Here is an 11,919-nt window from a genome sequence, read left to right on the forward strand (position 1 = left end):
TCCAACATCTAATATAGATAGAAAGCAAGTACACTGCTCGCCTTGCAATTGTCACGCTATAGGCGCACAATTGCATCACTGACAGCCGATTATCAGGGCGCTGTCGGCAGTAAGGTGACTCCTTTCGCCCTGAACAAGGAAGGGAGCTCGCCATGGATCTCCCGCATTTATTACCTCAAGCCGGAATATTTGAGCCGGACGATCTTGCTGTTATGCGAGATGTCGTCGCACGGCTGAAAAGGCATGCGGACCACGACATCGATGCGATTGCCCTTACCGTAATCCGCCTTTTCCGGGAGGAGCCCGGCGATGCTGAGCACCTTTGGAACCGGTGTCGGTCCCTCGTGAGCTGACCGCGGCTTACGCGGTAAAGCACTGAGAGAAAACAAAACCGCCCGCCTCGGGGGAGGCGAGCGGCTCAGTGCGCGGCGAGTCTTCCATGGGTTTCGCATGCCGATTGGCCGCGCACGAAGCAACGATACTACATCGTGGAATGGTCGGCCAGCGCGCGTCGCATGTGGGGGACGTGCTATCGCGCTGGCCTGTGGTGTAAAAAAGCCGCGCGTCACCAAGCGAGGAGCTGCAGCGCGCGGCCCCTTCCCGAGCGGACATGACGACGATCAGGAAGGAAACTGGTGGCCCGCCCAGGATTCGAACCTGGAACCTCCAGGATAGAAAGCCGGTGCGCTATCCAGTTGCGCCAGCGGGCCGGGGAAGGTCAGACAGCCGGATATTTGATGCCGGTAACCACCTGCGGCACGAAGTCCGGCGCAATGGTCATGGCGCGATCGCCCGTCTTCAGGCAGTAGAGGTCCAAGCCAAGCCCGTGTTCATTATAGGTGGCGATATAGCGCTCGCGGCCTATGAAGACGGTAGAGCCTTCGGGGTAGAAGTCGCGCCAGTTCATGCCGTCGCCTCCCCATTGTCAGCCGCATAGTAAGCGCGATCCAGCTCGTTCACGGCACAGGTCAGATCGGTCAGCGCGTCACACAGTGCCTCGAACTTGCCGCTGATCTTCCGCAGCACTACAGCCCAGTCGCGCGGCAGGTGCGGATTGCGGACGGAAATGCGGAGCTCGTCGAGAGCGTCGTTCCGAAGCTCCTCAAACATTGCGCTGGCGAGAAGAGACTTACGGTAGGCGATGCCAAGGCCATCCTCCATATCGAAGAAGGCTTCAGCGAGCTGGACAGTCCTTGGATTTAAGGAATGGTTTACTACGTTCTGCGTCATGTTGGGCCACCTCGTTGCGTCTTTCGTATCTAGGTGATACCTTTAGATCACGACGATCCCGATGTCAATACCAAAAGATCATAGTGATACCAATGGATCATAATAATCTATCTGGCCGACAACTTGCGGCGGCAAGAACGCTCCTCGGAAAGACGCAGGCTGAGATTGCCTCGGCGGCGAAAATCAGTGTGCCTACTTTGAAGCGAATGGAGGCGAGTGAGGGAAGTGTGTCAGGCATGACGAACAACGTCGCGGCTGTTGTTGCCGCCCTGCTAGACCTTGGAATCGTCTTCATACCGTCCAACGGCAACGGGCCTGGCGTGCGGCTGCGGGATCGGCAGGGTTAACGGAACAAAGGCCAGCAATGCGCGTTGCCTCCCCGCCATTCGACACCGAGGAGATCATCATGAAAAATCTGGCTGATATTTTCGAGCACACGCTGCAGGACGTTTACTATGCGGAGAACGCGATCACCAAGGCGCTACCGAAGGTCGCCAAGGCAGCGAAGAGCGCCGAGTTGAAGAAGGCGGCCGAAGAGCACCTTGCCGAGACCAAGGACCAGATCAAAAAGCTGGAACAGGTCTTCAAATCGATCGGCAAGAAGGCTTCCGGCGAGAAGTGCGATGCCATTGAGGGCCTGATCAAAGAAGCCGACGGCCTCATGGAAGAGGCTGAGGGAACAGCTCTTGATGCAGGCCTTCTCGCAGCTTGTCAGGCTGTCGAGCACTACGAGATCGCGCGCTATGGCTCGCTTCGTGAATGGGCGAAGGATCTCGGCCACGACGAGGCGCACAAGCTCCTAAGCGAGATTCTCGACCAGGAGAAGGCGACGAACAACAAGCTGACGAACCTCGCCGTGACGGCGATCAACAAAACGACGGCCGCCAAGAAGGCTGCCTGACATTTCCGTCTCTGGAATCAGTAAAGCCGGCCAATTGGCCGGCTTTTTTATCCGCACTTGACGCCTCTCTCCGCCCGCCCTACCCTTTTTCACTGCGGCCTCACCACCCGCATTACCACAGAGAGGAGACCTAAGAACGCGGTCGGCATCCGTGCCGGCGGCAAGCCTCTGATCTGGAGCAGTTGCCCATGGTGCTACCACTCAAAGGCCTCTCCAAGGTCAAAAAGACCTTAGCCAGCGGCAAGACCATCTACTACTGCTACGCGTGGCGAAAAGGGCCGCTTTTAAAGAACAAGAAGGGCGAGCCGATGCAGCCGGATGACGTCGGCCTGCAAGCAGCGTTCGACGCAGCGCACGACAGACTACGCCACCCGCACCCCGAGACGGTCCACGGGCTGATCACGACCTATCTTGGTTCGTCAGATTTCCGATCCAAGGTGGCTCAAACTAGGCGCCATTACGCCGGCTATCTGGACATAATCCGCGACGAATTCGGTGCGCTGACGTTCGGCGACCTGGAGGCCATGCAAACTCGCGGACGATTTAAGTCCTGGCGCGATACCATGGCCGACACCCCACGAAAGGCGGACTTCGCCTGGAGCGTCCTTTCGCGCGTTCTCTCCTTCGGAAAGGACCGCGGGATGCTTTCCCGCAATATTGCAGAACGCGGTGGCCGTCTCTACCGGGCCGATCGGCGAGAGAGCATTTGGACAGACGCCGATATCGCGGCTTTCAATGCCGTCGCCGGACAAGAACTTCGCTTAGCCCTTCTGCTCGCCTTGTGGACTGGCCAGCGCAAGGGCGATCTATTGGCGCTGAAGTGGGCAGCCTATGACGGCGCCAGCTTCCGATTAAAACAGAGCAAGACCGGCAGGCTGGTCGCAATACCCGCCTCGAGTGCTGTCCGCGCTGCGCTGGAGACGATCCCCCGGCCGTGCCCGGCTGTGCTCTGCAACTCAAGGGGAAAGCCTTGGACGGAGGCCGGATTCAACACCAGCTGGCGCAAGGCAATCACGGCCTCTGGTGTAGAAGGACTGACATTCCATGACCTCAGGGGGACGACCGTGACCCGTCTGGCGCTCGCTGGGTGTTCGATCGCGGAAATCGGCGCGATCACTGGTCATTCTCCGAAAGACATTGACGCCATCCTTCACGCCCACTACCTCGGCGGCCAGCGGGAGTTGGCGGCGCAGGCGATGAACAAGTGGGAACATCGATGACCGACCTACTCTCGAAGCTCCCACTCTTCGCTACCGACCGCGAGATCGCCGTCGCCGTGGTCGGCAAGGAGCGCGCGTCGATGTACGTGAAAGCAGCGATTCCAATCCTGGAGCGGCACGGTTTTCCCAAAATAGACCCACTGCACGATGGAAGGTCGGTCTTGCTGGTTCGCCGGTTCTACGACGGCTATCTCGGGATCACGGCAGGGTTCCAGGTGGCCGCTCCGGACGGCGAGGAGAATTTGGGTGTGTGGAAAGGCCGGCGACAAGCGCGGCGAAAGCGCAAACCCCAGCTCGACCTCAACACCAGATGCGTGAACGCCCTTCGCTACATGGTCGAACATCCCGACGTGACGACGAGCGCGGAAATCCCCGGTGCAACTGATTTCACGATGCTGGAACTGGTCGATAAAGGCGCGCTCAGAGAAGGTAAGAAAGACACGCAAGGCGATCGCACCTGGATCGTTCTGGATGCCGGTCGCGAGGAGATCGCGCGTTACAACGACTGGCATGGCGGCAAGCGGCGCTAACACGGAACCCCGAAGGGAATTTCCTCGCCGGCCCGTTGACTCAGACTCCAACTAGAACATAATGAGAACGAACCGGCACTGCCGGTCGCCACCATAAATCCCAATCTCTACGCCGACTGTGGCAGAGACACAGGAGAACGACGACGTGCGCCCGCTCGAAAAGCAACCTGAGAACCCAAACGAGATCGACGAAGCGCTGTCTTGGCACGATGGAGATGCTCGTGCCACCGTCGCCACCCTCCTCGCGGATTGCGCCTACCTGCGCTGGCAGCTTGAGCTTGCCAGGAGGGCAATGAGCTACGGATTCGTCCGCGGCTGGCGTCCAAAGATCGAGCGGGAGTGAATCGGATGGAGGAACAGCAAGAAGGCGGCAATCCGATGAGCCGAAGGGACGCGCGCGCACGAGAATCAGTCCTGGTCTCGCTAGGCGTTGCGCTGGCGGTAACGCCGAAATTCGAGCTCCAGAATTACGCGCGGATCAGATCATCCAGGCGGGCGACTGCCCATGCAGACAGAATGGAGGTGGTGGCCATCGGCGCTATAGCACCCCAACTCGCCCAACATTTCGCCCCCTTCGCCGTTTTCTCGGGCGAGAGCGCCAACCAATGGCGGATCGTGGAGTCGACCGTCCGGGAAGCGCTCATCGCCGTACCCATCTCTTAACGTGTCCTCCTTGCCAAAGGCGATACAGATGCCCGCCATGAAATCGCCAGGCAAGTTTTTGAAGCGGTCGACCGAAATTATCGGCTTGTCGCTCTTCCAGCGATGCCTGCCAACAATCCGGGAGGCTGGTGGGATATGGTTTTCGAGCAGCATTATGGGTTACCGAAACCGGAGGGCACCTTGCCGCTTTGAGGGCTCCGCACTATTCTCCCGGTGGTGGAGGAGCAAGCATGGCGCTTACAGGCCCGCAACGCACCGTTTGCGCTGAGGACAGGATCCTTCGCTGCGAGGAGGACCTTGAGACGGAATTCCAGTCGCTCATTGAGAAGGCCACGCAGGCGGGATGGAGTGAGAGCGAGGCCTGCACGGCAATAGCTTCCTTGGCGGACCATCACATCCTCGCCGCGTGTGCCAATGATCGCATGATGAACGAGTTAGCCGCACACCGGACGGCAGGCATAGTCATCAAGGCACAGCCGCGATGAAGCAGGATGCCAGCTTCCTTCTGATCCTGATCTTTTCCGCCCTTCTTGCAATATCGATGATAGCCGCGCCACTTCTGCGGCTGCTCCACGGGAGTTGAGAGACATGTGCGGCCGCTTCACGCAGATGATGTCCTGGCGCGATCTCGTCGCGCTCTATCGCCTGACCGACAAGTACCTGATCAGGAACACCGAGGCGCGCTACAACATCGCGCCGACACAGACTGTCCCGTTTATCCGGGTCGATGGCGATGGGAACCAGATCGTCGAAGACGGCTGCTGGTGGCTGGTCCCTCACTGGGCGAAGGAGATGCCAAAGGCGGCGATGTTCAATGCGCGGATCGAGACCGTCGATAGCTCTCCGGCGTTTCGGGACGCATTCAAGATGCGCCGTTGCCTCATCCCCGCTGATGGCTTCTACGAGTGGACAAAAGCCGATGACGGCGGCAGGGACCCGTGGCTTATCCAGATGCCGGGCGAGAAGCCTTTCGCCTTTGCCGGCCTCTGGGCCCATAACAGCAATCTCGACGTGACCAGCTGCACCATCATCACGGCGCCCTCGATTGCACCCATCAGCCAGATCCACGACCGGATGCCAATCATCCTGGACCCCGAAGTTTTCGACGGCTGGCTTAATCCGAATACGCCAGTGGAGAATTTGAAAGGCATCCTGGGGCACCACCTCGACGGGCAGATGCAAATGCACCGCGTCAGCCGGGACATAAACAGTTCGAGGTTTACCGAACGGCCGGCGCCGATCGTCAATTCGCTCTAGCGGAGACTGCCATGAACCGCGGCTATTGGAACCGGCCCGTCACCTTCGAAACGACGACACTGGGTGTCTACCGCACGATCAACAGCGCAAGCGAAGCGGCCGGCGTTCTGCTCTATGACTGGCCCGTCGACGAAGGGAAAGCGTGGAAGGCCGCGCAAGAGATATGCCTGGCTGTGCTGGAAGGCAGCGCGGACGCTGAAGAATCGCGACAGGCGTTTCTTCTGGCAGCAGAAGAGGCTGACGTGTTTGTCAGAGATTCGTGAGGAGGCGGGAGGGGGCGCCTAAAGCGGCACCCCTGTATGCTCAACGATCTTCATCTTAATATAGGCCTCGGCGAATTGCACGGCAGCCCGGACACCGTAGCTGCCTATTTTCTTGGTTCCGGCCTTGATCGCCTCCCAGTTGGTCGGTTCGCGGATTGACGCGAGAAAGTCGTGACCGCGCATCGTTAGGCGATGGACGGAATAACTGACGAAGACAAGTTCATCGTCTTCATCGTCAGGCAGCTCGTCGATCGTCGCCTTGATCAAGTCGTCGCCCGCCGCGAGAACGACGTGATAGGCGATCTGCTCTTGCGTCCAGCCCTGGATAGAGATGTCGCTGAGGTCGCTGTGAACCCGATCAGCATTCTCCTCGATGTGGAGAAGCACTTCGCGGAGCAAGTCCATATCAAGTTTCATGTCGTCCCCCGAAACAAGAAATCTCATGCGGGAAACTTTTACACGATAACACGTCATTGTTGATTCCTTACTTCGATTTGCGTCTACCCTGAACGCCGCGTAGGTCTCGGCTGCATGAGGCTGTCCAGCCGCTCGTTGGTGCGGTCGATCTTCGCCCCGACGGAATCGAGGGCCTTCATGATCTGAGCTGTTTGTTCCGACATGCCGGCTTTGGTCACGTACGTCTCGGCAACGTGGAGGCGGTGGGCGGCGAGGTCCTTCGATGCGCCGTCCGCTTTGTCCTCGGCGATCTTCACCTTCGCCTCCACACGCGACCACACGCGCCACCCCGCCCCCGACAACATTACGAAGAACCCGACCACGGCCATAATTTCCGGGCCGGTCATCGTACAAGCCCCCGCAGACCGACCACGAGCGACAACGCCTGCACGTACAGCCACGCCCTCATGGCCGTACCCCGCAAAGCCGCTGTAGCTTGGTGTTCTCGGTCAGTATCTGCCGCTTCGTTTCAGCAGTCAGCTTGTCCTCGATGGATGGGCGCACGGCGCGCGCCACGTCGCAGTAGTTACCGCCCACCGTCGCGCATCCACTCGTTAAGGCGACGATCAACATCGTCGTCGCCCATGCCGTTAACTTCATCTTCAACCCCCCTCGCCTTTTTGATTGCTTTTGCATTGTTGCGTGCCTGCTCGGCTTCGGCCGCCGCCTTGCCGCCAGACCGTCCATACAAAAAAGCGCCCACAATGATCGCGAGCGCAACACCGGCCGCGGACAGCCAGCCAGATATGCGGGACCAGATCCCCGCCGCGATGGTAGTGAGCATCACACCGCCACCTCCTTGCCAGTCTTGGTATTCCACCACCGCTGGATAACATCCCGCTTGCGGTAGGCGACGTAAACCACAGCCACTAGCGCCACGCCGAGCGCGATCCAGCCCCACGGCAGCCCCGCCGCGAATGCAAGTGCACCAGAGCCCACCGCGGAGCCGGCGCCATTGGTGACGACTTCCTTGACGGTAGCCGCGTCACGCCGCAACTGGCTGAGAGTCGCCGGCCCAAGAATGCCGTCCGCGACAAGATGCGGGTGGGCCTTCTGGTAGGCGATCAGCGCGTCACGGGTCTTCTGCCCCATCCATCCGTCGATGGCGCCAGGGTTGAAGCCCTTGGCGGAAAGAATCTCCTGCGCTTCCTTGACGACGGGATCGGGCTTCTTTGCCCTGGTCTCCGTGGCCTCGCGCGGAACGCCCTCCGGAGCGCTATAGCGGACGCCGGCATAGTCTCCCACGAGGAACAGGTTCGCCTCTTCCTTGCGGCGGCGCACGAGGCCGGGGAGTTTCTTACCGGCAGCCGTGTTGTAGTGGCTCCCGAGATATGCGGCAGCGTCCTTGATCTCGCCTGCGCGCCACAGTTTGGCCCATTGCCAGCCCATTGCTCCCGTGCCGAGATTGTAAACAGCGCTAACCGCGGCATCCATCTGGTGCTGCTTGCGGTCGGACGGGCTATTGGAAACAACGGCCGGTTCGAATTCGGCAGCCAGGACTTCCGACAGGATTTCGTCGCTTTGAGCGGCGGTGATCTTGGTTTTGCCCGGCACCAGTTTCGTGATGCCGCGCTTTGCAAGAGCGGCACGCACCGCCTTGGACCGCATTGTGAAGCCCTGACCGATCGTCGGAATGCCAACGGGGTCCAGATAACAAGTCAGCGGGTTGCCCTCATGGGCGCGCAGAAACGCGCGGCCACGAGCCGATGTCGTGGTAATCATGTCGTATCCTAGGGTGGGGAGATTGTCAGCCGAAGATGCCGGACGCGCGCTGGCGCGCCGACGCGTAGAACGCGGAGCGGTTCATGGTGGTGTCCTTTCGATTGTGAGGAGGTAAACCGGGCTACCGGTCCAATTAAGCCGGCATTAACCCTACGCGGCGATTAATGCGGACAGGGACATCAAGAGGAGCTGGGGCAATGCAAAGACGTCTTGCGCGGATCGAAAAACGACAGGTCCAAATCGGCAGGGTCGCCGGAGCGGCGCTCACAATCGGCATTCTGGCACTGATGCCGATGCTGATAATGTTGTAGCTGCGCACTGATCCTCGTAACAGGACTCGACTCCATGTCGTGAGGGTGTTTCTCTTTACCGAAATGGGGGAGAGAGGGATGCATGTTTGCGATCGACAAAGAGATATTGGCCGAGATGAGGAAGGGCTCGGATCGAGCCTGTGCCATCGTCGGGCATGCTCACATTGAAGAAGAATGCAAAGCGGCGCTGCGAGCGCTCCTACGCAACGACGCGACGGCTTTTAATGAGGCCACCGAGTGGAACTTCCTGCAAAGCCACGCGGCGAGAGTGAACCTTCTGTATCTGATCGAAGCAATAGACAAACCAGCGCGCGATGACCTCAAGCTACTCACAGGGGTCAGAAATGAGTTTGCCCACAATTCTCAGGTGACGAAGTTTTCCTCGCCTTCCGTGGCCAAGCATCTGTCTAAGATAAAGCTGCTAAACGTCACGACCAATGTCCGCAACTTGTTCAGTGGCGCCAAGGAGGTATCCCTGCGTAGGCAATTCGAATACTGCGTGGGTAACGCTGTCGCTATTCTTCGGCAGTGCGCTCCACGCGTTGCGGGGGAATGACCGCCTGCATCCGCCTGACACGCTCCATCGCAACATAGATACGATATATTCGATCCTCATCATAAAGCTCCGGCTGCCCGTAAGTCGAAATCTCATTGCCCGCCCGGATGCCGGCTTCCAGCATCGCGTCGTTAACCTCTACGGTAATGTGCCGCAGAGGATTCTCCGTCTCACGGTCGAGGTGATCATTGAAATCTTTATGGGTATCCGCATTGCGCAGGACGGGATCGAACATGCAATCGAAGATTTCCGCGGTAAGATTCTCGAATTCGATCTTCATTCCGAGCCATCCACTGTCGGCCACTCGAACACCGGCAACTCATCAATGAATTCCTCGACGGACGGCACCTGCCGCTCGTCGGCTGCGACCTTGCCGAGTTCGGCCGTGGAATAGCTCCACACGGCGGATCGCCAGGCGAACAGCGCCTCAGCCTCGGCCGCGAATGTCGGGTTGGGATCGTTGCGGTACGAGACTGCCGTCTGCACGCTGTCGTACTGCCGTTCTCTCGCTTTGTTATCGAGGTGCGCCTGGATGGCGCCGGAGAACTGCGCCAGGAGCGCAGCCTTGGCCTGCTCGGCCTTCCGTTCGGCCGTGATGATGATTGCGGGGTCAGGCGTCCACATGGATACGCTCCTTTGCAATAGATTGTTTTACCGCCACGGCAAGTGGCCGCGGATCATTGGCGATCTCGTCGGAATAACCGAGTTGTTTGCGCCAGAAATGCCTGGTGCTCACCAGTTCGCTGTCCACCAACTGCGCCTCGATAAGCCGACGGTGCGTGATCAGGACACCACTCATGTCTCTGCATCCTCTGTGTCCACCGGCAGATCGAGCGGCCCGTCCGGCGGATCGACGATCGGTGCGGGAAAAGCGACGGCCGGCGATGGATTGGCGCCGTGCGGCAGGATCAGCGTCAGGTGCAGCACGTCGCCGACGCGCTCGACGGGTCCGACGATCCAGTCGCACGGCACTTCGCCTGCCGGCATCGTTGCGCCGTCCAGCAGCGATGAAAAGTCAAAAGCCTGGCCATTTATGGTGAGAACATCCCCGGTCTTGCTGACCACAAGAGCGTCGCCGCGGCGCATGGGAGAAAGAGAGATTATCATCAGAACCACCTTCCGATTGCGATGTAGGTGCCTGTATTGGTCGTGCCAGCTCCCGTTGTGGAGATGTAGATGGCGATGGTTGCTCCGGTGGAGGAAATTGCTGTTTGAGTTGCGACGCGCGGGTTTCCGGGTGTGCTACCAGCAAGGGAGGCCATGAATGGAGGTACCGAGAAAGCTGCCGAAAAGCTGAAAGGCTCGCCGTTCGGATGGACGCCCCAGCAGATCTGCGTCCCGTCAGCGAACCGTACATAATGTCCATTCGCGTTGTTGCCGCGCTCGATAAGAGCACCGGTCGGCGTCCCGCTCGAATGAGCGACAGCACCGACAACATTTCCCCGGCGGAAAGCGGCGTTTGGCGGGGCGGTTGCACCGATTGTACCCCAAAAAGCTGCAGCGTTGGCATCGTCGAGCAGACTGCGTGCAAAGGAAGTGAGCGTTGCAAGCTCCGCCGCGCCCGCGCCGGTGTAGAAGGCCATTTTGTCCGCCGCAGGCACCAGCCCGACGAGCGGGGAAATGGCGTTGGCGCCGAGCGCCGTCAGCATCTCGCGCGTCGCCGCAAGCACACGCTCACTGTCCGGCGTGTAGCGGATTTCGTAGGCCGCAGCGGCCCGGTTCGCGCCGGGCCAGGCATAGGCGAGCGTCAGGCTTGTGTTGCTGTTGACCGCCGCGATCCGGACGGCAAGTCCGGCAGCCCAGAACAGGTCGCCCGCACGGATACCGCTCGTCAGCCAGGTTGTGCCCTGTCCGGTGACGCTCGTCTCGCCGGCATTCACCGAAGCTGTGCCTGTATTGTAGGTGGTCGCGACTGCCATCACTCGCCTCCTTCTTCAAGAGGGGGCTCGGCAGCGGCCTTCAGCTGGCCTATTTCCTCGCGGAGGGCCGCAATCTGCGCGTCCCTCTCGGCAATCAGCACCAGCGCCTCGCTATGCGCCTGCGCCAGGACGAGGATGCGGTTGCGCAAGGTCGCTTCGATGGCACGAAGCTCCTGCACTTCCACGATGGGGGAAATGTGCACCTGGGTCATGGGTGTCCCTGTCGTTGGGTTTGGATGATGTGAAGGATCAGGCCGTCGCCGGGATGCCGAGGACGTAGTACCGGATGCCGAGGATCGGGGAGGTGTCGAACACCCGCACGGCTTCGCGCTGGCCGCCGGACGTTCTCCAGTACCGGTTCACCGGAGCGCCGCGGTTGGTGTAGAAGGTCGCCTGCTGGTAGTTGTACTCGCAGTGGGAGCTGTCCCCTGCGGCCTGCGTGTCGTTGCCGAACTGGTTGGGCAGCAGCCGCTTGACCAGCGGTTCCCTCACCCCCATGGACCAGCTATGCCCTGAGCCGTGATGCGTGGAGAACTTGATGAGCGGAAAGAACCCCGTCGCATCGTAGGTGATGGTCTGCGCAACGCCGATGCCGACCGGAACGGTCAGGTAGCCCTCTTGCAGTATCTGGATGACCGGGCGGCGGGTGTCGAGGATCACGTCCGCCCAGGACGGCGGATCGCCGGCGCCGGGTCGAAGGAACTGGATATGCCGCTCGCCGCCGTGCTGGTAGTGCCGCAACACGTTGTAGCTGCCGGACGTCGGTGCGCTGGCATCCGCGCCGAAGAGGATGAAGCGCGCGCGGCAGGACACGCCGTTGTTGATGAAGACGATCTTGCTGCCTTCGAAGGTGTAGTCGACATTGATGCCGGTGCTGTCGCTCGGAACGGC

20 protein-coding genes, 1 tRNA gene and 1 pseudogene are annotated in these 11,919 nt (G+C 60.0%); 7 read left to right on the forward strand and 15 right to left on the reverse strand.

All coding sequences use genetic code 11. The features are described from left to right. Positions 1–633: 633 nt before the first annotated feature. The 3 genes from ACIIOY_RS22120 to ACIIOY_RS22130 form a co-directional block, all read right to left on the reverse strand. A tRNA-Arg gene (locus tag ACIIOY_RS22120) sits at positions 634–710 on the reverse strand. A gap of 8 nt (positions 711–718) precedes the next feature. Beyond that, positions 719–907: a hypothetical protein gene (locus ACIIOY_RS22125; protein WP_411036832.1), complete on the reverse strand. Its 189-nt coding sequence runs from the start codon at positions 905–907 to the stop codon at positions 719–721. Continuing rightward, positions 904–1,230, reverse strand: a complete 327-nt coding sequence (locus ACIIOY_RS22130; protein WP_411036833.1) for a hypothetical protein — start codon at positions 1,228–1,230, stop codon at positions 904–906. The genes ACIIOY_RS22125 and ACIIOY_RS22130 overlap by 4 nt, the downstream gene beginning before the upstream one ends. 406 nt (positions 1,231–1,636) lie before the next feature. On the opposite strand from ACIIOY_RS22130, the gene ACIIOY_RS22135 reads away from it, so the two are divergent. From ACIIOY_RS22135 to ACIIOY_RS22150, 4 genes are all read left to right on the forward strand, one after another. Beyond that, the gene (locus ACIIOY_RS22135; protein WP_241946546.1) at positions 1,637–2,131 is read left to right on the forward strand and encodes a YciE/YciF ferroxidase family protein; all 495 of its coding nucleotides are present in this window, start codon (positions 1,637–1,639) and stop codon (positions 2,129–2,131) included. Between the two features lie 188 nt (positions 2,132–2,319). Continuing rightward, the gene (locus ACIIOY_RS22140) at positions 2,320–3,351 is read left to right on the forward strand and encodes a tyrosine-type recombinase/integrase (RefSeq protein WP_411036834.1); all 1,032 of its coding nucleotides are present in this window, start codon (positions 2,320–2,322) and stop codon (positions 3,349–3,351) included. Beyond that, on the forward strand, positions 3,348–3,881 hold the full coding sequence (locus ACIIOY_RS22145; RefSeq protein ID WP_411036835.1) for a hypothetical protein: 534 nt from the start codon (positions 3,348–3,350) through the stop codon (positions 3,879–3,881). The genes ACIIOY_RS22140 and ACIIOY_RS22145 overlap by 4 nt, the downstream gene beginning before the upstream one ends. A gap of 145 nt (positions 3,882–4,026) precedes the next feature. Then, the gene (locus tag ACIIOY_RS22150; RefSeq protein ID WP_411036836.1) at positions 4,027–4,224 is read left to right on the forward strand and encodes a hypothetical protein; all 198 of its coding nucleotides are present in this window, start codon (positions 4,027–4,029) and stop codon (positions 4,222–4,224) included. A 140-nt stretch (positions 4,225–4,364) separates the two neighbouring features. Here ACIIOY_RS22150 and ACIIOY_RS22155 read toward each other — a convergent pair whose 3' ends face one another. After that, positions 4,365–4,697 carry a hypothetical protein gene (locus ACIIOY_RS22155; protein WP_411036837.1) on the reverse strand — a complete coding sequence of 111 codons (333 nt, stop codon included), beginning with the start codon at positions 4,695–4,697 and terminating at the stop codon, positions 4,365–4,367. Positions 4,698–5,132: 435 nt separating this feature from the next. Between ACIIOY_RS22155 and ACIIOY_RS22160 the strand changes: the two genes are divergently transcribed. Continuing rightward, positions 5,133–5,801: an SOS response-associated peptidase gene (locus tag ACIIOY_RS22160; RefSeq protein WP_411036838.1), complete on the forward strand. Its 669-nt coding sequence runs from the start codon at positions 5,133–5,135 to the stop codon at positions 5,799–5,801. An 11-nt stretch (positions 5,802–5,812) separates the two neighbouring features. Next, positions 5,813–6,064: a DUF982 domain-containing protein gene (locus ACIIOY_RS22165; protein ID WP_411036839.1), complete on the forward strand. Its 252-nt coding sequence runs from the start codon at positions 5,813–5,815 to the stop codon at positions 6,062–6,064. An 18-nt stretch (positions 6,065–6,082) separates the two neighbouring features. Here ACIIOY_RS22165 and ACIIOY_RS22170 read toward each other — a convergent pair whose 3' ends face one another. From ACIIOY_RS22170 to ACIIOY_RS22185, 4 genes are all read right to left on the reverse strand, one after another. Beyond that, the gene (locus tag ACIIOY_RS22170; RefSeq protein ID WP_411036840.1) at positions 6,083–6,481 is read right to left on the reverse strand and encodes a DUF2513 domain-containing protein; all 399 of its coding nucleotides are present in this window, start codon (positions 6,479–6,481) and stop codon (positions 6,083–6,085) included. A gap of 83 nt (positions 6,482–6,564) precedes the next feature. Next, positions 6,565–6,867, reverse strand: a complete 303-nt coding sequence (locus ACIIOY_RS22175; protein ID WP_411036841.1) for a hypothetical protein — start codon at positions 6,865–6,867, stop codon at positions 6,565–6,567. A 179-nt stretch (positions 6,868–7,046) separates the two neighbouring features. After that, entirely contained in the window at positions 7,047–7,304 is a 258-nt protein-coding gene (locus ACIIOY_RS22180) for a hypothetical protein (protein ID WP_411036842.1), read from the reverse strand. Further along, the gene (locus tag ACIIOY_RS22185) at positions 7,304–8,242 is read right to left on the reverse strand and encodes a glycoside hydrolase family protein (RefSeq protein ID WP_411036843.1); all 939 of its coding nucleotides are present in this window, start codon (positions 8,240–8,242) and stop codon (positions 7,304–7,306) included. Before ACIIOY_RS22185 ends, ACIIOY_RS22180 begins: the two co-directional genes overlap by 1 nt. Positions 8,243–8,635: 393 nt before the next feature. On the opposite strand from ACIIOY_RS22185, the gene ACIIOY_RS22190 reads away from it, so the two are divergent. Beyond that, entirely contained in the window at positions 8,636–9,109 is a 474-nt protein-coding gene (locus ACIIOY_RS22190; RefSeq protein WP_411036844.1) for a hypothetical protein, read from the forward strand. Here ACIIOY_RS22190 and ACIIOY_RS22195 read toward each other — a convergent pair. The 7 genes and pseudogenes from ACIIOY_RS22195 to ACIIOY_RS22225 all read right to left on the reverse strand — a co-directional run. Further along, positions 9,069–9,389, reverse strand: a complete 321-nt coding sequence (locus ACIIOY_RS22195) for a hypothetical protein (protein WP_411036845.1) — start codon at positions 9,387–9,389, stop codon at positions 9,069–9,071. The genes ACIIOY_RS22190 and ACIIOY_RS22195 overlap by 41 nt on opposite strands. Next, entirely contained in the window at positions 9,386–9,733 is a 348-nt protein-coding gene (locus tag ACIIOY_RS22200) for a hypothetical protein (protein WP_411036846.1), read from the reverse strand. The genes ACIIOY_RS22195 and ACIIOY_RS22200 overlap by 4 nt, the downstream gene beginning before the upstream one ends. After that, on the reverse strand, positions 9,720–9,908 hold the full coding sequence (locus tag ACIIOY_RS22205; protein ID WP_411036847.1) for a hypothetical protein: 189 nt from the start codon (positions 9,906–9,908) through the stop codon (positions 9,720–9,722). Before ACIIOY_RS22205 ends, ACIIOY_RS22200 begins: the two co-directional genes overlap by 14 nt. Further along, the gene (locus tag ACIIOY_RS22210; protein ID WP_411036848.1) at positions 9,905–10,216 is read right to left on the reverse strand and encodes a hypothetical protein; all 312 of its coding nucleotides are present in this window, start codon (positions 10,214–10,216) and stop codon (positions 9,905–9,907) included. The genes ACIIOY_RS22205 and ACIIOY_RS22210 overlap by 4 nt, the downstream gene beginning before the upstream one ends. After that, on the reverse strand, positions 10,216–11,028 hold the full coding sequence (locus tag ACIIOY_RS22215) for a hypothetical protein (RefSeq protein WP_411036849.1): 813 nt from the start codon (positions 11,026–11,028) through the stop codon (positions 10,216–10,218). The genes ACIIOY_RS22210 and ACIIOY_RS22215 overlap by 1 nt, the downstream gene beginning before the upstream one ends. Further along, positions 11,028–11,240 (reverse strand): hypothetical protein, encoded by a 213-nt coding sequence (locus ACIIOY_RS22220; RefSeq protein WP_411036850.1) that lies wholly within the window; start codon positions 11,238–11,240, stop codon positions 11,028–11,030. Before ACIIOY_RS22220 ends, ACIIOY_RS22215 begins: the two co-directional genes overlap by 1 nt. Before the next feature lie 37 nt (positions 11,241–11,277). Continuing rightward, positions 11,278–11,919 (reverse strand): annotated as a pseudogene (locus ACIIOY_RS22225) (hypothetical protein); the annotation flags it as partial.

The sequence above is a fragment of the Shinella agrisoli genome, assembly GCF_046557955.1.
In the GTDB taxonomy this organism is placed as follows: domain Bacteria; phylum Pseudomonadota; class Alphaproteobacteria; order Rhizobiales; family Rhizobiaceae; genus Shinella.